Genomic DNA, 22,867 nt, shown 5'->3' with positions numbered 1-22,867 from the left:
CATGCCGCGCCGCACACTCATTGTCATCGGCCATCCCGATCCGTCTCCCGATCGTCTCTGCCGCGCGCTGGCTTCGGCCTACGCCGAAGGCGCGGAACGGGCTGGCCATGCCGTGCGCCGGATCGACCTGGCCTTGCAGGACTTTCCGATGCTTCGGACAATGCAGGAGTTCGAGCATGGAACGCTCCCCGGCAATCTCAAGGAAGCGGCCGAGTCAGTCGTCTGGGCGGAGCATTTCGTCTTTGTCTTTCCGCTCTGGCTGGGAACCATGCCGGCCATGCTCAAGGCATTCCTGGAGCAGGTCATGCGGCCGGGTGTCGCGTTCGCCTATTCGGACAAAGGCGGCGGGTTCCCCAAAACCTTGCTGCGCGGCCGTTCCGCGCGCCTGGTGGTGACGATGGGAATGCCGGCCGCGGTCTATCGGCTTTGGTTCCTCGGTCACGGCTTGGCGGGCATGCGGCGAAGCATCCTCAACTTCGCCGGCATCAAGCCGGTACGCGAGACCTTGTTCGGCATGGTTGCGAACGCCGGCGACGCGAAGCGGGCGAACTGGCTCAAGCAGATGCAACGGCTGGGCGAACGCGCGATCTAATCTGCGGGGCCGTCACGGCTGCAGGACGGCAGCGCCACTCAGCCTGCCCATCCGCAAATCGTCCAGCGCCTGGTTGGCCTGCTCCAGCGGATAGGTTTTTGTGTGCGTGCGCACCTGCGCGCGCTGCGCGACCGGGAAGAATTCCTCCGCGTCGCGGCGGGTTAGGTTGGCGACCGACACCAATTCTCTCTCTTCCCAGAGAAGCTTGTAGGGCATCGATGGAATGTCGCTCATGTGGATACCGCCGCAGACCACGCGGCCGCCTTTGCGAACGGCCTGCAATGCGGCCGGCACCAGCGCGCCGACCGGTGCGAAAATGATCGCGGCGTCAAGCCGGACGGTGGGCAATTCATCGGACGCCCCTGCCCAGACGACGCCCAACGAGCGCGCGAAATCCTGCGCCTGGATGTCCCCCGGCCGCGTGAAGGCAAAGACCTCGCGTCCCTCCCAGATCGCCACCTGCGCGATGATGTGAGCGGCCGCGCCGAAGCCATAGATGCCCAGTCGCCGGCCGTCGCCGGCCTTCTTGAGGCAGCGCCAGCCGATCAGCCCCGCGCACAGGAGCGGCGCCAGCGACACCGGATCCGCGGTGACATCGAGCTCGAAAGCGAAATTCTCGTCGGCAACGACATGGCTGGCGAAGCCGCCGTCGCGCGTATAGCCGGTGAAGAGAGGCTGGTCGCAGAGATTTTCGGCGCCGGAGGTGCAATAGGGACAGTGCCCGCATGTGTGTCCGAGCCAAGGGACACCCACCCTCTGCCCGAGCCGGGACGGCGACACGCCCTCGCCGACCAGATCGACGACGCCGACGATTTCGTGGCCCGGCACGAGCGGCAGCTTCGGCTGCGGCAGATCACCGTCCACGACATGCAGATCGGTCCGGCAGACTGCGCAGGCCTCCACCTTTAGCCTGATCTCGCCCGGTCCCGGCGTGGGGTCGGGGCGGTCGACAAGCTTCAAAGGCGTACCGGGCTTTTCCAGCACCATTGCCTTCATCGCACTTCCCCGGTTTCTTGGAAAACAGACGGGAACAGACTCGCTCCATTCGGCAACCAGAACGGAAAACGCGCTTGTCCGGTACCCGTTGCTATCGCGAGTGCCTGATCTTGACCGGCTGCGGCCGGGTGTGATGGCCGAAGCCATGGCTCGCCGAAACGTGGCTGCGCTTCCTGGTCGAGATCATCTCGAAATAAAGTCCTGCACCGGCAAGATATGCGAGGCCGAGTATCCCAGCCCAGATTTCGATGATACCGGAGGTCATGGTCGGATTCCCTTGATTGGATGCTTGGTTCTGACCGATAATTGCCGAGCCAAATCACGCCGGCCTTGATCGTGGTCAATCGCATGGAACGCGTGAGCGGCCACGCGCGGCCCGGCTCGATCGGATGATGTCGAGCCGCTCTAAGTAGTTTCCCGTAGGGACATAACCGAATTTCGGCATGGCCGGATTTGCGCGACTGCTGTTGTCACCAATTCACCGGGACCACAGCCATGCACGCTCACGCTTCCGCCAAGATCGAACTGCAGTCGTATCTCCCTCATCATAGCCCTGCGCCCATCTTTGACGGGGCGGCAACGCAGCCGGTCAGCTTCTTTCCGGCAGGCGCCGAGATCTATGCCCAAGGCGAAAAGGCGGGCGCCCTCTACCAGGTCGAATTCGGCGCGGTCCGCATCTACCGCCTGCTTGCCGACGGCCGCAGGCAGATAAGCGCGTTCCATCTGGCGGGAGAGACTTTCGGCTTCGAGGCCGACGCTGCTCACCACTTCTTCGCCGAAGCCATCAACGCAACGGGGGTAAGGGTCTTTCGCACTCCCTCGGGAGTGGATGTGTCCCGCCAGCTTCTGCCTCTTGCCCTCAAAGGTCTGATCCGGGCGCAGGAACATCTTCTCGTGCTCGGCCGCCAGAACGCCATCGAGCGCGTCGCGGCATTCCTGGTCGAAATGTCGGAGCGCCAGGGTGGCTTGCGGCAGGTGGAACTGCCGATGTCGCGGATCGACATTGGCGACTATCTCGGCCTCACCATTGAAACCGTGTCGCGCGTTTTCACCCGCCTGAAGGAGAAGGGCGTCATTCGTCTGCCCAGCCTGCGCAGCATCGAAATCCTCAAGCGGGATACGCTGCTGGCGATGGGAGAATGAGGCCAGTCGAGCCAATCCCCGCGCATCAATCCTGAAAGGGACGACAATGAAAACCACGCTTACCACTCACACCGGATTTCGCTTCGAGGTGCGCCGCGCACGTCCTGAGGACGAGCCGCTCGTCGCCGAGTTCTTCACCCATGTCACATCGGAGGATATGCGCTTCCGCTTCCTCGGAGCCGTGAAGGAAGTTTCGCATGAGCGGCTGGTCGCGATGACCCGCTCCGACGATCCGCACATCCATAATTTTCTCGCCTTCTCGACCGACGGAATGCTGATCGCGGTGGCGACGCTTGCCAGCGATCCGGCCGACAGGCGCGGCGAGGTGGCGATCTGCATTCGACAGGACCGCAAGCATCTCGGCGTCGGCTGGGAATTTCTCGGCTATATCGCGCGATATGCCGAGGAGCATGGTATCGAGACGATCGAGTCGATCGAGAGCCGCGAGAACCGCGCCGCGATCGAGGTTGAGCGCGACATGGGCTTCACCGTCGCAACCTACCCCGATGATCCGACACTCGTCCTGGTTCAGCGGAAGCTCGGCGCCAAGCTGCCGGGTTAACGCATGTCGCCCAAAGAGCGCGGCGGTTCCGGGAAACGACACGCGTGAATGCAAAGACTTAATGCATGTTGCCCAAAAGTGCGCGGCGGTTTTGGGAGAACGACATGCATCAAAACAAAGACTTAAAGCGCGCCGCCCGAATCCGGTTCGACGCGACGCGCTTTGCGTCCCGCCCTGCTGCCAAGGGGCAATCAGGCCCTTTCAAGGTCGAGCAGTTCCGTGGCCACCGCGCGTTCCTCGTCGGCTGGAATGACAAGAACGTCGACGCGGGAATTCGGGGCGCTGACCAGCTCCTCGTCGCCGCGGTTCAGGCCGTCGTCGACAACGACATCCAGCCATCCAGCGGCCTCGCAGATCCTTTGCCGGATCTGATGCGCATGTTCGCCGATCCCCGCGGTGAACACGAGTGTGTCGAGCCCGCCAAGCGCGGCTGCGAGCGATCCGATCTCGCGTCCGGCGCGGTAGACGAAGAGATCGACGGCACGGGCCGCCGCAGGCTCCTTCGACGCAAGCAACGTCTGCATATCACCGGAAATGCCGGATACGCCGAGCAGGCCGGAGCGCTCGTAAAGCAAGGTGGATAGTTCCTCGGATGACAGCTTCTGGTCCTGCAGGAGATGCAGGATCACGCCAGGATCGATGGCACCGCAACGCGTGCTCATGAGAAGACCGTCGAGCGTCGAAAACCCCATGGTGGTGGCGACGCTCGCACCTGCCTTCATGGCGCACAAGCTCGCGCCGCTGCCGAGATGGGCGACAATCGTCCGGCCGCCGGCGGCGGCACCGTAGCGATCATGAAGCTTCGCGGCGATGTGGCTATAAGACAATCCATGGAAGCCATACGAAACGATGCCCTGTTCCGACATCTCGCGCGGCAAGCCATAGAGCTTCGACAGCTCCGGCCGAGCATGGTGGAACGCCGTATCGAAGCAGCCGACTTGCAAGGCTTCAGGCAGAAGGTGACTTGCCATGCCGACGATTTCGAGATTGATCGCCTGGTGGATCGGGGCCAGCGGCTCAAGCTTGTGAAGGACATCGAGCGTGCGCTCGTCAAGCCGAGTCGCGCGGGCAAATTCCCGACCGCCATGCACGATGCGATGTCCAACCTTGCCGATCTGGCGCAAAAGACAGCGGTCGGCGAGAAAGGACGCCACGGCCTCGAATGCCTTTGCGATATCGATCGGCTCGTCCCCCAGGCTCCTGTCGATTTCGGGCGACAGAGCCGTAGGCGCGATGTGCAGTCGTGGGCTGCGCCCTATCGACGAGACGCTGCCACGCAGCAAAAGGTGAAGTTCGTCGCGCTGCTGGAACAGGGCGAACTTCAGGCTTGAGGAGCCGCCGTTGAGGACGAGAATTGCATCGGTCATCGCCGACCGGTCCCGATCACTTTTGCGGCGCTTGTCCTCGCAGCCCGGCGCTTCGGCATCGGCTACTGCTCCCATTTCCAGTCGAGGATCTCCGGCATGTCCTGCCCGTACTCGCGGATATGGGCCCGGTGCTCGATCAGCTTGCCTTCCATGGCCTGTTTCAGCCGAATGTGCGCACCGGCCGGCTCCGGAATGCGGTCGAGCACGCCGAGCACGAGATGGTAGCGGTCGAGCCCATTGAGCACGGTCATGTCGAAGGGTGTCGTTGTCGTGCCTTCCTCATTGTAGCCGCGCACGTGGATGTTGTCGTGATTGGTCCGCCGGTAGGTCAGGCGATGGATGGTCCATGGATAGCCATGGTAGGCGAAGATGACGGGCTTGTCCCTGGTGAACAGCGCATCGAACTCGCGATCGGACAGGCCGTGCGGATGATGTTCCTTTGGCTGCAGGGTCATCAGGTCGACGATGTTGACCAGCCGGATCTTGAGATCGGGGATGTGGCGTTTCAGGATTTGGACGGCGGCCAGAGTCTCGAGCGTCGGCACATCGCCGGCGCAGGCCATCACCACATCCGGCTCTGCCCCGCGGTCGGTCGATGCCCACTCCCATATGCCGATGCCGGCGCTGCAGTGGACTTTCGCCTCGTCGATGGACAGCCACTGCCAGGAATTGGCTTTGCCGGCGACGATGACGTTGATGCGATTCCATGTCTGCAGCACATGATCGGTCACGCAAAGCAGGCTGTTGGCATCCGCCGGCAGGTAGACGCGCACGACGTCCGCCTTCTTGTTCAGAGCCACGTCGATGAAGCCTGGATCCTGATGGCTGAAGCCGTTGTGCTCCTGCTGCCAGACGTGGCTGGACAACAGATAGTTCAGCGACGCGATCGGTCGTCGCCAGGGCAGCTCGCGGCAGGCGTCCAGCCATTTTGCGTGCTGGTTGAACATGGAATCGACGATATGCGTGAAGGCTTCGTAGCAGGAGAAGAACCCATGGCGCCCCGTAAGCAGGTAGCCTTCCAGCCAGCCCTGACAGGTATGCTCCGATAGGATTTCCAAAACCCTGCCTTCCCGCGCCAGGTGGACATCCTGGGGTAGGATCTCTTCCATCCAGGCGCGTTCCGTCACCTCGAAGACGTCCTGCAAGCGATTCGAAGCCGTCTCGTCCGGCCCGACGATGCGGAAATTCCGGGCAGCTTGGTTCAACGCCATGACGTCTCGCAGGAAGGCGCCCATGGCTCTGGTCGATTCGGCCTTCACCTGTCCCGGGCGCTTGACCGCAATCGCGTGCTCGTTCAGGTCCGGCAGATCGAGAGATCGTCGCAGCAGGCCGCCATTGGCATGCGGATTGGCGCTCATGCGCCTGGCGCCTCCCGGCGCGGTGGCACGGATGGCGGACACGGGCGTGCCCGCTGCATCGAAGAGTTCTTCAGGCCGATAGCTCCGCAGCCATTCCTCGAGCATCTTCAGATGCGCGGGGTTTTCCGCGAGGCCGGAGAGCGGAACCTGGTGGGCGCGCCAGAACCCCTCGGTCTTCAGCCCGTCGACCTCCTTCGGACCGGTCCAGCCTTTCGGGCTTCGCAGCACGATCATCGGCCATTTCGGCCGGGGCTGCGCGGTCTTCGCGCCGCTGCGCGCCGCCTGCTGGATCGCCCGAATGCGGTCCAGCGCGTCGTCGAGCACGACCGCCATCCGCTCGTGCATCAAGGCCGGATCGTCGCCCTCGACGAACAGCGGTTCGTAGCCATAGCCGACGAACAGCGCGCGCAGTTCTTCTTCAGGGATGCGGGCCAGAATGGTGGGATTGGCGATCTTGTAGCCGTTGAGATGGAGGATCGGCAGCACCGCGCCGTCAAGCGCCGGGTTGAGGAACTTGTTGGAGTGCCAGGAGGTGGCGAGCGGCCCGGTTTCCGCCTCGCCGTCGCCGACGACGCAGGCGACGATCAGATCCGGATTGTCGAAGGCCGCGCCATAGGCATGCGAGAGCGCGTAGCCGAGCTCGCCGCCTTCATGGATCGAGCCGGGCACATCGGGCGCCGCATGGCTTGGGATGCCGCCCGGAAAAGAGAACTGCCGGAAGAGCTTCTTCATCCCGGCCTCATCCAACTGGATATCCGGATTGATCTCGCTGTAGGTGCCTTCGAGGTAGGTGTTTGCAACCATCGCAGGTCCCCCGTGACCGGGACCGCAGACATAGATGACATTTGCATCGCGCTGTCTGATTACGCGGTTGAGATGCGTATAGATGAAGCTCAGTCCCGGCGAGGTTCCCCAATGGCCGAGTAGCCTCGGCTTGACATGCTCCAGCCGAAGCGGCTCGCGAAGCAGCGGATTGTCGAGCAGATAGATTTGCCCGATCGTCAGGTAGTTGGCGGCACGCCAATAGGCATCGATGTCGCGCAGCTCCTGTGCGGACAAGCGATTGGCGCTGGGATGCTCGGTCATTTCCGACTCCTTCGCTGATTCCAAGCCGACGCCGGCTGAAGCACAACGCATCGAGGCCGCCACCGGTTCACGACGGCTCGGTGCCAAACCAGTCGTCATCGATCTATCCGGCGAAGAACGATCAGGCTTTGATCCATCGCAAATGCCAAGGCCGGCCGGCCGCAGGTCTAGAACGCACCTCGAGCTGCGGCTTCGTCGAGCAAGGCGAGACAGCGCCATCTTTGCTTCAGAGCAACGAACGCGCCGGAACGCTCGGGCAAGATGTCTGCCTTGCAATGCGGACAAGCGGCAGCATGAAACGCAAATTGAACGACGATGCGACGATGGACAGGATCATGCGCGAGACGCCGGCTGCAATCCGCGTCATCCTCCAGCACGGCATGCTATGCGTCGGCTGCCCGATCGCTTCCTTTCACACCGTTTCCGACGCGGCGCGCGAGCATGATCTCGACGAGGATCAGCTTCGCCGCGACCTGGAGGCGGCGATCGATGCCGCAGATGGGACTAGCTCTTTGCCGCGCGACCCTCGGCAATCACGAGCAGTCGATGCGGCTCGACCACGACGACCCTTTGGCGTCCGCTCTTGACCAGGCCCTGGTCTTCCCAGGCCGAAAGCAATCGGCTCACCGTGTGAAGCGTTGTGCCCGTCATTTCCGCAACGTCCTGGCGTGAAATCGGGAAGTCGATCAAAATGCCTTCCTCGGTCTTTTTCCCTGACTGCTTGATCAGCTTGAGCAGCGCATGCGCGACACGCTGTTCCACTTGCTCGGTGGACATCTCGATGACGCGTGCGTGGGCATCCTGGAGCCGGCTTCCCACCGCCTTGTATGTATTGGCGCTGAAGCTCGGGAAGCTCGTCGCGAAGATGGGCCAGAGCTGGCTTGCCCAGGCAAGCACCACGCAATCGACGGCGGCAATGGCATTTGCCGGGTAGGTCGTCCGGCCCAGCGCGCTGGCGATCCCCATCAACTCGCCGGGGCTTATATATCGCACGGTCACCTCGTGCCCGTCCGGGGTCGATTTCACCACGCGCACATGGCCGTCGAGCAGCAGGAAGAACGAATGGGCCTCCTGCTCCTGCTCGAACACCGGCTGATCCTTCGCGATACGAATGGATCTTGCCTGCCCGACGATGCGATCGAGATCCGCAGCAGCGACTCCCTCGAACACGGGCAGCCCGGCAATCAGTGATCGATCAAGGCTTGCCAACCGCCTTTCCTCCCCGACTTCAGTGGCGCAACGCTCTCAGGCCCCTGACCAGACTTTGTCATGGACGACCGCCCATCGACAAGTAAAGCCTGTTGTCGCCGGCGACGGCGATTCACATTCCTGTTTGCGCTGAGGCAAATTCCACCCCTCGGGGCCGGGATAGAAGAATCGAAACGGGCGCATTGCCTGGTTTCCTATGAGGCATGTCATGGCAATTCCACGGACGCGGCCAAGCGTCTATCCGGCAATTCTCTCCTACGGCTTTCGGCCCTTCTTTCTGCTAGGCTCGCTGCAGGCCGGCGTCGCGATACTCTTGTGGTTGCCGCTCTATTACGGCAAGCTCGAGATCCTCAGCGTATTCCTGCCCGTGGATTGGCACATTCACGAACTGCTCTTCGGCTATCTGCCGGCGGTCGTGACGGGATTCCTGTTGACTGCAATTCCCAATTGGACCGGACGGCTCCCCGTTCAGGATTTTCGCCTGTTGGTGCTCGTGCTGCTCTGGCTCGCGGGTCGGGTGGCCGTGTTCTTTTCGGCGGAAACGGGCTGGCTCCTGAGCGCGGTCGTGGACTGCTCCTTTCTTCTTGCGGTGGTAGCCGCCGCCGCGACGGAAATCGTTGCCGGGCGAAACTGGCGGAACCTCAAGGTGCTCCTGCCGGTCGCGACCCTCTTTGCGGCAAATGTCATGTTTCATGCCGAAGCGCATTACCAGGGCGTCTCCGATATGAGCCGGCGCCTCGGTCTTGGAGCCGTTGTCGTCCTCATCATGGTTATCGGTGGGCGCATCGTTCCGAGCTTCACCCGCAATTGGCTGGTTCGCGAGAAGCCCGGCCGGCTCCCGGCATCATTCGGCAGGTTCGATATCGCAACGATCGCGCTGTCCGCCGTCGGGCTCGCCGCGTGGACTTTCTTTCCCGACACCATCGCAACCGGCGTGTTGCTCATCGCCGGTGCAGTCCTCAATGCCATTCGGCTTGGCCGCTGGGCGGGTGACCGGACGCTGGCCGACCCTTTGGTTCTGATCCTGCACGTTGCATTCGCCTTTGTGCCGCTTGGCCTGCTGCTAGCCGGCCTAGCCGTCTTCGCCCCGGGGACGGTTCCCCCGGTGGCCGGCATTCATGCATTGGCGGTGGGAGCGATTGCCTGTATGACGCTTGCCGTCATGACCCGCGCCTCCCTCGGCCACACAGGCCGCGCGCTGACGGCAAACGCCGGAACATGCGCGGTTTTCGTTGCGATCGTCATCGCTGCCGTTCTGCGAATAGCTGCCGCCATGGCTCCTGCCGCAACAATTCTGCTGCATATCTCGGCGGCGTTCTGGGTGGCCGCCTTCGTCGGCTACGCTGTGCTCTTTGGGGGGATGCTCATGCGGCCTCGCCTCAACGCACGCGGCAAGTGAGCCTTGAAGATGGGCGGCGAAGCCGTCTTGTCACTCGGTTTTCGAGCTGGCCGCGCGCCGGTCATTGTTCCGCGAGCAATTTGAGCCAGCGCAAATCGCCAAACCGTCGGGCGATCTACAAGGACACCGCGGTTGATGCCGTAGCGAACCACCGACCTGATTGCCAAAGAATAAGGAACATGATGACTTCGAAGCCGGCCTTGCTTGACAGGGTTCGCCCTGCCGCCGAACAGCCCTTGCTTCGCCCTGGCGTCGACCGGGCCTCGATAGGAGTGCTGGTTCGCAAATTCTATTCGAAGGTGAGAAAGGATGAGCGTCTGGGCCCCATCTTCGCGCGCGAGATCACCGGCGATTGGGAGCCCCATCTGGAGAAGATGACGGACTTCTGGTCCTCCGTCATATTGAAAAGCGGCGATTATCATGGCCGGCCGGTGCCGGCCCACCTGAAGCTCGAGGATGTCACCGAAGCCGACTTCGAGATCTGGTTGGCCCTCTTCCGCGAGACGGCGGCAGAGCTTTTCGCGCCTGAAACCGCGGCGGTATTTGTCGAGCGGGCGGAACGAATAGCCGCCAGCCTGAAGCTTGCCATGTTCTTTCGCCTCGGTCCCGCCGCGAGATCGGGTGCCGAATAGGTTGCGCCGGCAAACCTCCGGCGAGCAACGGTTTGAGACGTTGGTGCCTGGCGCGCCGGTGTCGGGCTTGATTTTACGCAAGGACTGCGATCCGCCGAGGCCTTAGTTTCCTCAGATGATCCTCAATCTCTGCGTCGGCACGATCGTCATCAGCCTGACGGTCTTGATCCATACTTTCGGCCTCATCGCGATCACCCGTGTGATGGCACGTCTCGTGGCGCTCTTCCGTATGCACGGCCGGCGCAGCCGTGTCATCGCCATGATCAGCGTGGTGATGGGGCTTTTTGCTGTCATGACGGCGGAAGTCTGGTTATGGGCCGGGATCTACCGGCTGCTCGGGATATTGAACGACTTCGAGACGGCGCTTTACTTTTCGACCATCACCTTTTCCACGGTCGGCTATGGAGATGTTGTGCCCGCCCATGGCTGGCGAGTGCTGGCGGCTCTGGAAGGCGTCAACGGTTTTCTGTTGATCGGCTGGTCGACCGCCTATCTGATCGCGGCCGGTACCCGTGTCGGCCCCTTCAGGGTCGGCGAGCACTTTTGATCCGCCGCCCATCCATGTCGCCAAAAGCATGCCCACGGGCTCGACCCCATAGGCGCTAACTTAGGCTTGACGGTGATCGTGGTGAGTGATTCACCGTGGTTATGAGCGATTCGCTGCAAGCGTTGGATTGGGACGAGCTGGTCGGACGATTGGGCTCGGCGGAAGAGTTGGAGACCAGCGCGCGGGAGGCTGGGGCGCTGCTGCGCAAACGGCAGGTGGCTAGCGCTGCTGACCTGCTGCGGCTGTGTTTTGCCTATGTGCTGGGTCGCTTCTCGCTTCGGATGCTGGCTGGTTGGGCCGAGCAGCGGGGAGTGGCGTCGATGTCGGACGTGGCGATGCTGAAGCGTCTGAAGGCCAGTGCTGATTGGGTGGGCGGCCTGGTTTCGGAATTGCTTGCCGAGCGCTGCCCCGAAGCCTTCGCCGGCTTGTACGGAGGCCTGCGGATGATGGCGGTGGACGCCACGGTAGTTGCGCCGCCTGGTCCCAAGCGGGTCTATTGGATGGTGCACACGGTGTTCGATCTTGCAACGCTGAAGCTCTGTTCGGTGGAGGTCACGGATCGCCATGAAGCCGAGCGGCTGTCGCGCGGCGCCAGGGCCGGAGAGCTTCGGATCGCCGACCGTGCCCACGCCAAGGCCGACGATCTGGCTCGGGTAATCGAGGCAGGGGCTGATTTTCTGGTTCGTGCCCCTTCAAACTATCCACGCCTGCTGGATGGCCAAGGCCGGCTATTGGATCGCTTGGCGCTGTGCCGTGAAGCGGGCAAGAAGGGCGTGCTCGATCTTTCGGTGGGCGTCCAGGACGGCAAGTCCAGGGTCGCGATACCCGCTCGGGTGGTGATCCTGCCCATGCCGCCCGAGGCGGCTGAGAAGGCCAGACGAGCGGCGCGCCGTTTGGCGGCCAAGGCGAGATACAAACCCAGCCAGGCCGGCATCGAGATGGCCGGCTATCTGGTGCTGTTGACATCGCTGCCGCCGGATGACTGGCCGCCTGAGCGGCTCGCCTCGACCTATCGTCTGCGATGGCAGATCGAGCTGGCGTTCAAACGCATGAAGTCGCTGGTGGGTCTGGAAGATCTCCGCGCAAAGGATCCCGACCTGGCTCGCCTGTGGATCAACACCGCTCTGCTGGCCGCCCTGCTGGCCGAAGATGACCTGCCGGCCCTCGATCCCGAGGCGCCGGACTCTCTCCCCCTGGCCGCCTGAACCGATCCGCCCTGCCGATCTGGCGTCTCGTGGCCTTGGCAATCTCCAACATCTCGATGGCTGTATTACTGGGGCCTACCAGGTTGATCTCCCTCGACATGCTGCTCCACCGCTTGCGCGAACCACCCCGACGACGACGCGCCATCGCACATCGATTGCTAAGTTAGCGCCTATGGGGCTTGACCCGAGGGTGCGCGGTGGTTTTGGGAAACAAAGACGTGCTCAAACCGCCAGAGAATGCCTGCCGGTTCCGTTGCTGAGATATTTGTCGAATTTCGCCGCCACCGCCCTGACCAGCGGGCGGCTTTCCGCCGGCACGACGAAGCTTTCACCGTCGAGCCGAAGAAGCTGGCCTGCGCCGCTGATGGCCAGTCGGCTCGCTTCACAGAGCAGCGTTTGGCCGACGGCGCCGAAGCGTTCGACGAGCTCTACCGCCGAGAAACTGAATTGGCACATCAAGCGCTCGATGATCCAGCCCCGCGCCAGATCATCGAGGCTGAACTCGACGCCGCGCGCTATCGCCAGCCGTCCGGAATTCACGGCCTTCTCGTACTCGCCGGTCGCAACGATGTTCTGCGCATAGCCCTGGCGATACCGGCTGATCGAGGACGGGCCAAGGCCGATCAGCGTTTCGCACTGGTCCTCGGTATAGCCCTGGAAATTGCGACGGATCTTGCCGGCGCGCGCCGCTGCCGCCAGCGCATCCTGCGGCTTTGCGAAATGATCCAATCCCAAGGCCTCGTAGCCTGCATCGACGATCATTCGCGCGGCGAGCTGCGATTGCGACAAGCGCGCGGACGAGTCGGGCAGCCAGGCTTCATCGATCATCGTCTGATGCTTCTTGAACCACGGCACATGCGCGTAGCCGAACAGGGCCAGCCTGTCCGGCGCCAGCGTCAGCGCCTGGGCGACGGTCGCCGCGACGCTCTCCAAGGTTTGATGCGGCAACCCGTAGAGCAGGTCGAGGTTGACGGAGCGAACGCCCCGCGCGCGCACCGCGTCGATTATGCTTTTGGTCAGCGCAAAACTCTGCTCGCGATTGATCGCCTTCTGCACTTTGGGATCGAAGTCCTGGACGCCGAGGCTCGCTCTCGTCATGCCGATCGCGGCGAAGGCATCGAGCCGCCCCTCGTCCATGTCGCTCGGGTCGATCTCGACGCTGAGGCTGGCATCATCAAGGAAGTCGAACCGGTCCCGCAACGCTTTTCCGAGCATGAGGATGTCGTCGGGCTTCAGCATCGTCGGGGAGCCGCCGCCGAAATGAACGGCGCGCACCCTGCCCCGGCCGCTCACAAGACCACCGACCGTTTCGATTTCCTTGTGCAGCGCGCGCAGAAAACTGGCAACGGGCGCATAGTGGCGCGTCTGCTTGGTGTGGCAGGCGCAGAACCAGCACAGCCTGTCGCAATAGGGGATATGCAGATACAGCGATATCTCGTCATTGCCTTCAAGCGCTCCCATCCAGCCGCGAACCGCCGCCGCGTCGATGCCCGGATGAAAGTGCGGGGCCGTCGGATAGCTCGTGTAGCGCGGTACGTTGTCGCCAAGGCCCACGGCAGTGGGCGGCGGACGCGTTTCATGGATGGTGGCGGCTGCGGAGCTCATGCCGGGCAAACTGCCTGAGCGAGACCGGCAAGGCCTTGATTTGGATCAAGGAGGCTGGGGGCGCAACCTGCGCAAATTGCCGTCCTTATTTGACCACGGGCGTCGCAATGGCCGCCAGACAGCATGCTCGACAAGCCGACATTCCCGCGACTTGCAGATCCTGCGAAGCGCGGCGGGCCGGATTGTGCGGTGCGCTCAGGGTTCGCCAACTCGCCGAACTGGCCAAAGCCTCGTCAAGGCATGAGGTCTTGGCGGGGACGGAACTCGCAGACGATGGAACCTACTCGAACGTCTTGTCCGGCATCGTCAAGCTCACGCGAAACCTGTCGGACGGTCGTCAGCAGATCGTCGGATTCCATTTCGCGCCCGATTTTCTGGGCCGGCCTTTCGGGGCGAAAAGGCCGATCCGGGCGGAAGCCTTGACGAACGTGGCGCTGTGTTCTTTTCCAAGGACGATCATCGAGCGAATGCTGGATGACTCGCCGAAGCTTGGGCAGAATTTGCTCAACCACGCGCTGAACAAGCTTGACGAGGCGCGCGACTGGATGGCGGCGCTGGGGCGCAAGACCGCGTCCGAAAAAGTTGCGAGCTTCCTCCTCATGATCGCCAGAAACATCGATCCTGCCTGCCATCCGGCAAGTTCGATAAGCTTCGACCTGCCGCTGACTCGCGCGGACATCGCCGATTTTCTCGGACTGACCATCGAGACGGTAAGCCGCGAATTGTCCAGGCTAAAGTTTGATGGCGTGATCCGGATCGTAAACAAGCGCCATATCAGCCTGGCAAGCATGGTTCAGCTCGAGGAACGCTGCGGCGACTGAACATCGCGCCCTCTGCCAAACAATCGTTGAGCTTCGGCCCCACCGGACCCGAACCCGGTGTTCGGTCCTGCAGATCGCTTTGCCGGCACTCCGTGCCCAGCCGCCTCGTTGCCGGCATTCCACTCTAGCGGTCGATACGGACGCTCCCGAACGAAAAGCAGCCCGCGTTTGACCTGGATCAAGGCCGAGGGATGGAAAATCCCGAAATGGTGCCGCGAGCGGTAGTTTCCGCTGGAATTTTCGAGACGAGATCGGGGACTTGCGATGAGATTTGGCACAGAGATCGTCCTTCTAGGCCTGTTTGCTTTTGCCGCCCTTGTGGCCGCCGGCTTTGGCGCGGATGAACCTTTTCGCCAGCACATGTGGGTTTTGTTCTTCGCCGTGGCTGGTTTCACCGTGATCCTGCTGCGCAACACGGATTTCAAACCTGCAGCTCCGGTCGACCCCTCCGCCTATATGGATGGGCCGATCCGTTACGGGGCAATCGCAACCACGTTCTGGGGCATCGTCGGCATGCTGGTCGGCGTGGTCATCGCGTTGCAGCTTGCCTATCCCGACCTCAACATCGCGCCGTGGTTCAATTTTGGCCGCCTGCGGCCGTTGCACACTTCCGGCGTCGTCTTCGCTTTCGGCGGTAATGCCCTGCTCTGCACGTCGCTGTATGTGGTCCAGCGCACGTCACGCGCGCGCCTCTTTGGCGGCAATCTCGCGTGGTTCGTCTTCTGGGGCTACCAGCTCTTCATCGTCATGGCCGCGACCGGCTATCTGCTGGGCATCACGGAGAGCCGCGAATATGCCGAGCCCGAATGGTATGTCGATCTCTGGCTGACGGTCGTCTGGGTTGCGTATCTGATCCTCTTCCTCGGCACCATCCTGAAGCGCAAGGAACCGCATATCTACGTCGCCAACTGGTTCTACCTCTCCTTCATCGTGACCATTGCGATGCTGCATGTGGTCAACAACCTCTCGATGCCGGTCTCATTCCTCGGCTCGAAGAGCTACTCGGCGTTCTCGGGCGTTCAGGATGCGCTGACCCAATGGTGGTATGGACACAATGCCGTGGGTTTCTTCCTCACGGCCGGCTTCCTCGGCATGATGTACTACTTCGTGCCGAAGCAGGCGAACCGGCCGGTCTATTCCTACCGCTTGTCGATCATCCACTTCTGGGCGCTGATCTTCCTCTACATCTGGGCCGGACCGCACCATCTCCACTACACCGCCCTGCCCGACTGGGCGCAGACGCTCGGCATGGTGTTTTCGGTCATGCTGTGGATGCCTTCATGGGGCGGCATGATCAACGGCCTGATGACGCTGTCGGGCGCCTGGGACAAGATCCGCACCGATCCCATCATCCGCATGATGGTTGCGGCCGTCGCCTTCTACGGCATGTCGACCTTCGAAGGCCCGATGATGTCGATCAAGACCGTCAACTCGCTCTCACACTACACCGACTGGACCATCGGCCATGTCCACTCGGGAGCGCTCGGCTGGGTCGGCATGATCACCTTCGGCGCGCTCTACTACATGGTGCCGAAACTGTGGAATCGGGAGCGGCTCTATTCCATGCGCCTCGTCACCTGGCACTTCTGGCTGGCGACCCTTGGCATCGTGGTCTACGCGGCCGTCATGTGGGTTTCCGGCATCATGCAGGGCCTTATGTGGCGCGAGTACGACGAGCAGGGCTTCCTGGTCTACTCCTTCGCCGAAACCGTCGCCGCGATGCACCCTTACTACCTCATGCGCGCTGCAGGCGGCGCCATGTATCTCACCGGCATGCTGATCATGGCCTGGAACATCACCATGACAATTCTTGGCCGCCAGCGCGAAGAACAGGCCTTGCCGGCTTCCACGCCCGCCCTCCAGCCCGCCCAATAAGGAGCCAGACATGGGTCTGATAGATAAACACGCTCTGATCGAGAAGAACGCCACGCTGCTTCTCGTCGGATCCTTGCTGGTCGTCACGGTCGGTGGCATCGTCGAGATCGCGCCGCTTTTCTATCTCGACAACACGATCGAGAAGGTCGAGGGCATGCGCCCCTACTCGCCGCTCGAGCTGGCCGGGCGCAACATCTATGTTCGCGAGGGCTGCTACCTCTGCCATAGCCAGATGATCAGGCCTTTCCGCGACGAGGTGGAACGCTACGGCCACTACAGCCTGGCGGCCGAGTCGATGTACGACCACCCGTTCCAGTGGGGGTCCAAGCGGACCGGACCGGATCTCGCCCGCGTCGGCGACCGCTACTCCAACAGCTGGCACGTCCAGCATCTGACCGACCCGCGCTCCGTCGTGCCGGAATCCATCATGCCGAGCTACGCGTTCCTGAAGGATAAGCCGATCGAGGTGAAGGACTTCTCCACGCACCTCGTCGCCAACCGGCGCGTCGGTGTCCCCTACACCGACGACATGATCGCGCAGGCGAATGCCGACCTGATGGCGCAGGCCGATCCCAACGCCGACACGTCGGGACTGGAAAGCCGCTATCCGAAAGCCAAGGTCGGCGACTTCGACGGCAACCCCCAGCAGGTCACCGAGATGGATGCCCTGGTCGCATATCTGCAGATGCTCGGCACTCTTGTCGACTTCAAGAACTACGACGAAGCCGCTGGCTACCGCTGAGGAGAGCAAACCGATGGACTACAATCTGATGCGGGAGTTTGCAGACAGCTGGGGGCTGCTTGCCATGGCCCTGTTCTTTGTCGGCTGCATTGCCTTCGCGCTCCGTCCGGGTGGCAAGGCCCATGCCGACCACGCCGCGAAAATTCCTCTCCAGGACGATTGATCATGAGCAACGAGCATATCGACGAAATCTCGGGCATCACGACGACCGGCCACGAATGGGACGGGATCAAGGAGCTCAACAATCCCCTGCCCCGCTGGTGGGTCATTACTTTCTATGTCACCATCTTCTGGGCGATCGCCTACACGATCGCCTACCCGGCTTGGCCCATGCTGAGCTCGGCCACCAGAGGAGCGCTGGGCTTCTCCAGCCGCAATGACGTCAAGAACGAGATGGCAGCGGCCGAAGCCGCCAAGGCCAAATATGTCGCGGCAATTCAGTCCAAGAGCGTCTCCGAAATCGCCGGCGACGACGCGCTGCGCGAGTTCGCCGTCGCGGCCGGCGGCGCCGCGTTCAAGGTCAATTGCGTTCAATGCCACGGATCCGGCGCGCAAGGCTCGAAGGGATTTCCGAACCTCAACGATGACGATTGGCTCTGGGGAGGCAAGACGGAGCAGATCCAGCAGACGATCACGCACGGCATCCGGTTCGCTACCGACGCCGATACCCGCCAGTCGGAAATGCCTGCTTTTGCCGATGTGCTCAAGCCCGAACAGATCGATCAGGTCAGCGCTTTCGTTGCCAGTCTTTCGGGCCCTGTCAAGGACAAGACCCTGATCGAGCCCGGCGCCAAGGTCTTCGCGGACAATTGCGCCGTCTGCCATGGCCAGGACGCGAAGGGCAACAGGGATGTTGGAGCCCCCAATCTGACCGACGCGATCTGGCTCTACGGGTCCGATGAAGCCGCCATTGCTTCACAGGTGCGAGCCCCGAAGAGCGGAGTGATGCCCGCTTGGGTCGGGCGCCTGGGGGAGACGACGGTCAAGGAACTGGCTGTCTATGTCCATTCGCTTGGCGGCGGAGAATAGGAGCGGGGCCTGTTCTCGGCCCTCGGCCGTTCAAGCGACGAGGCCCGGCCACGCCGGGCCTCGACTTTTGACGACTCAATTTGACCTGCATCAACGCGGCGCGGCGTGAGCGGTTGCAAGACTGCCGGATAGAGGCGGCATTCTTCCGCCGCGATTGGAGATCGTCGTGCTGGATCAGACGCAGGTAGAACGGCTCGAGGCCGAAGCGGTCAACTCCGCCAAGACGCGACAGCCGCTCTACGCGGCGCGCAAGAAGATCTTCCCCAAGCGCGCCTCCGGTCGTTTTCGTCAGTTCAAATGGCTGGTGATGGCGATCACGCTCGGCATCTACTACCTGACGCCCTGGCTGCGCTGGGACCGCGGCCCCTTCGCTCCCAACCAGGCCGTTCTCATCGATCTGGCGAACCGCCGTTTCTACTTCTTCTTCATCGAGATCTGGCCGCAGGAATTCTACTACGTCGCCGGACTTCTCATGATGGCGGGCGTCGGCCTTTTCCTGATCACGTCGACGGTCGGGCGAGCCTGGTGCGGCTATACCTGCCCGCAGACCGTCTGGGTCGATCTGTTCCTTGTCGTGGAGCGCGCGATCGAAGGCGATCGCAATGCCCGCATGAAGCTCGACGCGGCCCCGTGGACCGCCCGCAAACTCATCCTGCGCGTATCCAAGCACGCCATCTGGCTCATTATCGCGGTCGCCACCGGCGGCGCCTGGATCTTTTATTTCGCCGACGCGCCGAAATTGCTCGGCGAAGTCGTCAGCGGCACTGCCGCGCCGGTCGCCTATGCCACTATCGGCGTGCTGACCGGCACCACCTATGTGTTCGGCGGGCTGATGCGTGAGCAGGTCTGTACCTATATGTGCCCGTGGCCGCGCATCCAGGCCGCCATGCTCGACGAAAACTCGTTGACGGTGACGTATAACGACTGGCGCGGCGAGCCGCGTTCGCGGCATGCCAAGAAGGTCTCGGCCGCCGGGCAAGCGGTCGGCGACTGCGTCGACTGCAACGCCTGTGTCGCCGTCTGTCCCATGGGGATCGATATCCGCGACGGCCAGCAGTTGGAATGCATCACCTGCGCGCTGTGCATCGACGCCTGCGACGGAGTCATGGACAAGCTCGGCCGAGAACGCGGGCTGATTTCCTATGCAACGCTGGCCGACTACAATGCCAATATGGCGCTGGCGACCTCGGGGGGCGCCAGCCCGGTCAATCCGACGCTCGTAAGAACGGCGAGCGGCAGCTTCGTCGATGGCTTGGCACATTTCCATCTGGGCAAGATCTTCCGGTTGCGCACCTACATCTATCTTGGTGTGTGGTCGGCGATCGGGTTGGCGCTCGTCTATTCGCTGCTGACGCGCGAGCGGCTGGAGCTGAATGTCCTGCACGACAGAAATCCGCAGTTCGTGACGCTTTCGGACGGCTCGATCCGGAACGGCTACACCGTCAAGCTGCTCAACATGATACCCGAGCCGAGAACGATCGAGGTGACGCTGGAGGGTCTCGCCGGCGGTGAGATGAGCGTCGTCGGCATCGACCAGCCCCCAAGCCGCTCATTTTCCATCTCGGTCGAACCTGACCGGCTGAAGACGCTGAAGATCTTCGTTCGGCAACCCGCGAACGAGATCAAGAAGCCGGTGCAACGCTTCGAATTTCGCATCGACGACCAGGCGAGTTCCGAATCCGCCGAATACACCGCCAGTTTCAACGCGCCGGAGGCCGGCAAATGAGCACCGATACGCGGAAACCGCGCGAGTTCACCGGCAGGCATATGCTGATCTCCATCCTTGCCTTCTTCGGGGTGGTGATCGGGGTCAACGTCACGATGGCCACGCTCGCCCAAAAGAGCTGGACCGGCCTCGTCGTCGAGAACACCTATGTTGCCAGCCAGCAGTTCAACGAAGAAGCGAAGAAAGGAAGGGCGCAGGCGGCGCTCGGCTGGACGGGCAAGCTGACCATCGCTTCCGGCGAGGTCCGCTACGGCCTTTTCGACAGCCAGGGCAAACCGGTGCCGTTGCACGGCGTCAGGATGCTGTTCCGCCACCCGGCCTACGAGGCCGAGGACGAAACCCTGACACTTGCCGCGGCCTCCGGCGGCTCTCCTGCCAACACGCGGGAATTTGCCGCCCGGCACGCGCCGAAGGATGGCGTCTGGATCGTGGAGATCGATGCGGACGCGGGACTGACGTCACCGTTTCGCGATGTCCGCCGCATCATGATCGTGAAAGGAGCCCTGCAATGAGCTGCTGCGCGCCAGGCGCCGAAATGGCGTTGGAGGTCGCCAACGCAGCATCCGCTTCGCCGTCGAGCGATGAGATCAAGCTGGCCAGCCGCTCTCTTGGCGGCGACATTCACCAGACCGAGCTGTCCGTGCCGACGGTTCATTGCGGGGCGTGCATTCAAGCGATCGAGGCCGCGCTCGGCAAGGTCGAGAACGTTGAGTCTGCTCGCGTCAACCTGTCGACGAAGCGTGTGTCGATCCGCTGGCACGGAGACGATGTCCCGCCATTCTTTGCCGTGCTCGGTCGGCTGGGCTACCAGGCGCACCTGTTCGACCCGGAAATTCACGAGAAGGACAAGACGCTTTCGGAGTTGATCCGCGCCGTCGCCGTGGCCGGCTTCGCGGCCGGCAACATCATGCTGCTGTCGGTTTCGGTCTGGTCCGGCGCCGAGGGCGCCACGCGGGATCTTTTCCATTGGCTGTCCGCGCTGATCGCCATTCCGGCTCTCGCCTTCGCCGGCGGCATCTACTTCCGCTCCGCGGCGAACGCGTTGCGCCATGGCCGGATGAACATGGACGTGCCGATCGCAGTGGGCGTCTCCCTGGCTTACGCGATGAGCCTCTATGAGACCATCAATCACGGCGAACATGCCTATTTCGACGCCTCGGTGTCGCTGCTTTTCTTCCTGCTCATCGGCCGCACGCTGGACCATGTGATGCGCGAACGCGCGCGAACGGCCGTCAACGGCCTTTCCAGGCTTGCGGCGCGGGGCTCGGTGGTCCTGCGGGACGACGGCACGCGCGAATACGTGCCCGTCGCCGAGCTCACGCCGGGAATGCGCCTGCTCATCGCGGCCGGAGAACGGATACCGGTCGACGGCGACATAACCAGCGGCAATTCCGACCTCGATTGCTCGATCGTCTCCGGTGAGAGCGAGCCCAAGGCCGTGAGTGCTGGAACGCACGTCCAGGCCGGCACACTCAATCTCACTGGTCCGCTGACGATGCGGGCAACCGCCGCCGCGAAGGACTCCTTCCTGGCGGAAATGGTTCGCCTGATGGAAGCCGCCGAAGGCGGCCGCTCGCACTACCGGCGCATCGCCGACCGGGTATCGGCGCTCTACGCGCCCGTGGTCCATCTGGCGGCCTTTGTGACATTCCTCGGCTGGATGGTCGCGTCCGGCGATTGGCACCGGGCTCTCACCATCGCCATCGCCGTGCTCATCATCACGTGCCCCTGCGCGCTCGGCCTCGCTGTGCCGATCGTCCAGGTGGTAGCGGCCCGGCGCCTCTTCGAGGCCGGCGTCATGGTCAAGGACGGCTCGGCCATGGAGCGCCTCGCGGCGATCGACACGGCTGTGTTCGACAAGACCGGAACGCTGACTTTGGGGCAGCCGAGGCTCGTCAACGCATCCGAGATCGATCCGACCATGCTTGCGATGGCCGCTGACATGGCAGCCCATTCGCGGCACCCGTTTTCAAGGGCCATTACGGCCTATGCAGGCTTTGCCGGTGAGCCCAAGCTCGACTCGGTGCGAGAAGAGCCCGGCTTCGGCATCGAGGCGACCGCTGGGGATGACATCTGGCGTCTGGGCCGACGCGGATGGGCCGGGTGGAAGGCTCGCACCGGCGGAGAAGGCAGGATCGGCGGCTATGGCGGCACGGTGCTTTCGAAGAATGGGAGCATCGTCGCATGCTTCGCCTTCGAGGATGCGCCTCGATCGGACGCCAGGGCGGCTATCCGGCAAATGAAGGAAGCCGGCGTGTCGGTCGATATGTTGTCCGGCGATACCGAGAAGGCCTGCGGTGATGTCGCCGACGCATTGGAGATCGAGAATTTCGTGCCGGCGCTGCTGCCTTCGGGAAAGGTCGAGTGGATCGAATCGCTGACGCGTGCGGGACACAAGGTACTGATGGTGGGCGACGGTCTCAACGACACGCCGGCGTTGCGGGCGGCGCATGTCTCGATCGCTCCGGCGAGCGCGGCCGACATTGGCCGCAAGGCCGCCGATTTCGTCTTCCTGCGCGAAAGCCTCCTCGCGGTTCCTCTTGCGATGGAAATCTCGCGCAAGGCCGGCCGGCTCATTCGCCAGAACATCGCCATCGCGATCGTCTACAACGCTTTTGCCGTTCCGATCGCCATCCTCGGACATGTGACGCCGCTCATCGCCGCGATCGCCATGTCCGCTTCCTCGTTGATCGTGATCGCAAATGCGATGCGGCTTCAGGCTACCGTGAAAGCTATACCCGAAGCGACTCCGACTAGGCGCCGCTCCGATGTCGTGGGTGTGGCCCATCCATGACCACGCTCGTCTATCTCATTCCCGTGGCCCTGTTCCTGGGAGCGCTCGGTCTGTCGGGCTTCCTTTGGGCGTTGCGCAGCGGCCAATACGAGGATCTCGACGGGGCCGCGGAGCGGATACTGATCGAGCCCGACGACCGGCCCGGCGACGTCCTGCAGTCAAAATAATGCGGTTTCAGC

At 62.8% G+C, this 22,867-nt stretch carries 23 protein-coding genes; 17 read left to right on the top strand and 6 right to left on the bottom strand.

What is annotated here, in order from left to right; genetic code table 11:
- Position 1 precedes the first annotated feature (1 nt).
- Positions 2-592 (top strand): NAD(P)H-dependent oxidoreductase, encoded by a 591-nt coding sequence (locus QAZ22_RS11120; RefSeq protein WP_278206805.1) that lies wholly within the window; start codon positions 2-4, stop codon positions 590-592.
- 12 nt (positions 593-604) lie between these two features.
- Here the strand turns inward: QAZ22_RS11120 and QAZ22_RS11115 are convergent, their stop codons facing one another.
- Together QAZ22_RS11115 and QAZ22_RS11110 are read right to left on the bottom strand one after the other, a co-directional pair.
- Positions 605-1,588 (bottom strand): zinc-dependent alcohol dehydrogenase family protein, encoded by a 984-nt coding sequence (locus QAZ22_RS11115; RefSeq protein WP_278206804.1) that lies wholly within the window; start codon positions 1,586-1,588, stop codon positions 605-607.
- Positions 1,589-1,679: 91 nt separating this feature from the next.
- The gene (locus tag QAZ22_RS11110; protein WP_278074636.1) at positions 1,680-1,853 is read right to left on the bottom strand and encodes a hypothetical protein; all 174 of its coding nucleotides are present in this window, start codon (positions 1,851-1,853) and stop codon (positions 1,680-1,682) included.
- A 230-nt stretch (positions 1,854-2,083) separates the two neighbouring features.
- Between QAZ22_RS11110 and QAZ22_RS11105 the strand changes: the two genes are divergently transcribed.
- Together QAZ22_RS11105 and QAZ22_RS11100 are read left to right on the top strand one after the other, a co-directional pair.
- Positions 2,084-2,731 carry a helix-turn-helix domain-containing protein gene (locus QAZ22_RS11105; RefSeq protein ID WP_278207819.1) on the top strand — a complete coding sequence of 216 codons (648 nt, stop codon included), beginning with the start codon at positions 2,084-2,086 and terminating at the stop codon, positions 2,729-2,731.
- 46 nt (positions 2,732-2,777) lie between these two features.
- Positions 2,778-3,293: a GNAT family N-acetyltransferase gene (locus QAZ22_RS11100; RefSeq protein ID WP_278206803.1), complete on the top strand. Its 516-nt coding sequence runs from the start codon at positions 2,778-2,780 to the stop codon at positions 3,291-3,293.
- 191 nt (positions 3,294-3,484) lie between these two features.
- Here QAZ22_RS11100 and QAZ22_RS11095 read toward each other — a convergent pair whose 3' ends face one another.
- Together QAZ22_RS11095 and QAZ22_RS11090 are read right to left on the bottom strand one after the other, a co-directional pair.
- Positions 3,485-4,660, bottom strand: coding sequence for an acetate/propionate family kinase (locus QAZ22_RS11095; RefSeq protein WP_278206802.1), 1,176 nt, complete (start codon positions 4,658-4,660; stop codon positions 3,485-3,487).
- A gap of 62 nt (positions 4,661-4,722) precedes the next feature.
- Positions 4,723-7,104 carry a phosphoketolase family protein gene (locus QAZ22_RS11090; protein WP_278206801.1) on the bottom strand — a complete coding sequence of 794 codons (2,382 nt, stop codon included), beginning with the start codon at positions 7,102-7,104 and terminating at the stop codon, positions 4,723-4,725.
- A gap of 275 nt (positions 7,105-7,379) precedes the next feature.
- Between QAZ22_RS11090 and QAZ22_RS11085 the strand changes: the two genes are divergently transcribed.
- Positions 7,380-7,691: a DUF1858 domain-containing protein gene (locus QAZ22_RS11085; protein WP_347566952.1), complete on the top strand. Its 312-nt coding sequence runs from the start codon at positions 7,380-7,382 to the stop codon at positions 7,689-7,691.
- Here the strand turns inward: QAZ22_RS11085 and QAZ22_RS11080 are convergent.
- A complete protein-coding gene (locus QAZ22_RS11080; protein WP_278206799.1) occupies positions 7,609-8,313 on the bottom strand; it encodes a Crp/Fnr family transcriptional regulator in 705 nt (234 codons plus the stop codon). The two genes, QAZ22_RS11085 and QAZ22_RS11080, sit on opposite strands and share 83 nt — an antisense overlap.
- A 208-nt stretch (positions 8,314-8,521) precedes the next feature.
- On the opposite strand from QAZ22_RS11080, the gene QAZ22_RS11075 reads away from it, so the two are divergent.
- The 4 genes from QAZ22_RS11075 to QAZ22_RS11060 all read left to right on the top strand — a co-directional run bounded on the left by QAZ22_RS11075 (position 8,522) and on the right by QAZ22_RS11060 (position 12,096).
- Positions 8,522-9,712 (top strand): NnrS family protein, encoded by a 1,191-nt coding sequence (locus QAZ22_RS11075; protein WP_278206798.1) that lies wholly within the window; start codon positions 8,522-8,524, stop codon positions 9,710-9,712.
- Between the two features lie 182 nt (positions 9,713-9,894).
- Positions 9,895-10,344 (top strand): group III truncated hemoglobin, encoded by a 450-nt coding sequence (locus QAZ22_RS11070; protein ID WP_278207818.1) that lies wholly within the window; start codon positions 9,895-9,897, stop codon positions 10,342-10,344.
- 115 nt (positions 10,345-10,459) lie between these two features.
- On the top strand, positions 10,460-10,891 hold the full coding sequence (locus tag QAZ22_RS11065; RefSeq protein ID WP_278206797.1) for a potassium channel family protein: 432 nt from the start codon (positions 10,460-10,462) through the stop codon (positions 10,889-10,891).
- 101 nt (positions 10,892-10,992) lie between these two features.
- On the top strand, positions 10,993-12,096 hold the full coding sequence (locus tag QAZ22_RS11060; protein ID WP_278203250.1) for an IS4 family transposase: 1,104 nt from the start codon (positions 10,993-10,995) through the stop codon (positions 12,094-12,096).
- Positions 12,097-12,318: 222 nt separating this feature from the next.
- On the opposite strand, the gene hemN is transcribed toward QAZ22_RS11060, so the two are convergent.
- Complete coding sequence (gene hemN / locus QAZ22_RS11055) at positions 12,319-13,701, bottom strand: oxygen-independent coproporphyrinogen III oxidase (RefSeq protein WP_278206796.1); 1,383 nt, start codon at positions 13,699-13,701, stop codon at positions 12,319-12,321.
- Positions 13,702-13,808: 107 nt separating this feature from the next.
- Between hemN and QAZ22_RS11050 the strand changes: the two genes are divergently transcribed.
- From QAZ22_RS11050 to ccoS, 9 genes are all read left to right on the top strand, one after another.
- Positions 13,809-14,522 (top strand): Crp/Fnr family transcriptional regulator, encoded by a 714-nt coding sequence (locus QAZ22_RS11050; protein ID WP_278206795.1) that lies wholly within the window; start codon positions 13,809-13,811, stop codon positions 14,520-14,522.
- A gap of 264 nt (positions 14,523-14,786) precedes the next feature.
- Positions 14,787-16,397, top strand: coding sequence for a cytochrome-c oxidase, cbb3-type subunit I (ccoN, locus tag QAZ22_RS11045; RefSeq protein WP_278206794.1), 1,611 nt, complete (start codon positions 14,787-14,789; stop codon positions 16,395-16,397).
- Positions 16,398-16,407: 10 nt separating this feature from the next.
- Positions 16,408-17,139, top strand: coding sequence for a cytochrome-c oxidase, cbb3-type subunit II (ccoO, locus tag QAZ22_RS11040; RefSeq protein WP_278206793.1), 732 nt, complete (start codon positions 16,408-16,410; stop codon positions 17,137-17,139).
- Between the two features lie 13 nt (positions 17,140-17,152).
- Entirely contained in the window at positions 17,153-17,302 is a 150-nt protein-coding gene (locus QAZ22_RS11035) for a cbb3-type cytochrome c oxidase subunit 3 (RefSeq protein ID WP_278206792.1), read from the top strand.
- A 2-nt stretch (positions 17,303-17,304) separates the two neighbouring features.
- Positions 17,305-18,168 (top strand): cytochrome-c oxidase, cbb3-type subunit III, encoded by an 864-nt coding sequence (ccoP, locus tag QAZ22_RS11030; RefSeq protein ID WP_278206791.1) that lies wholly within the window; start codon positions 17,305-17,307, stop codon positions 18,166-18,168.
- Between the two features lie 166 nt (positions 18,169-18,334).
- Positions 18,335-19,894: a cytochrome c oxidase accessory protein CcoG gene (gene ccoG, locus QAZ22_RS11025; protein WP_278206790.1), complete on the top strand. Its 1,560-nt coding sequence runs from the start codon at positions 18,335-18,337 to the stop codon at positions 19,892-19,894.
- Positions 19,891-20,406 (top strand): FixH family protein, encoded by a 516-nt coding sequence (locus QAZ22_RS11020; RefSeq protein WP_278206789.1) that lies wholly within the window; start codon positions 19,891-19,893, stop codon positions 20,404-20,406. The genes ccoG and QAZ22_RS11020 overlap by 4 nt, the downstream gene beginning before the upstream one ends.
- Positions 20,403-22,688 (top strand): cation-translocating P-type ATPase, encoded by a 2,286-nt coding sequence (locus QAZ22_RS11015; RefSeq protein WP_278206788.1) that lies wholly within the window; start codon positions 20,403-20,405, stop codon positions 22,686-22,688. Before QAZ22_RS11020 ends, QAZ22_RS11015 begins: the two co-directional genes overlap by 4 nt.
- Positions 22,685-22,855 carry a cbb3-type cytochrome oxidase assembly protein CcoS gene (gene ccoS, locus QAZ22_RS11010; RefSeq protein ID WP_278206787.1) on the top strand — a complete coding sequence of 57 codons (171 nt, stop codon included), beginning with the start codon at positions 22,685-22,687 and terminating at the stop codon, positions 22,853-22,855. Before QAZ22_RS11015 ends, ccoS begins: the two co-directional genes overlap by 4 nt.
- Positions 22,856-22,867 lie beyond the last annotated feature (12 nt).

Source organism: Mesorhizobium sp. WSM4906, from assembly GCF_029674625.1.
Lineage (GTDB): Bacteria > Pseudomonadota > Alphaproteobacteria > Rhizobiales > Rhizobiaceae > Mesorhizobium.
Note: the sequence above shows the minus strand (reverse complement) of the source record. Positions and strands in the feature narration are given on the sequence as shown.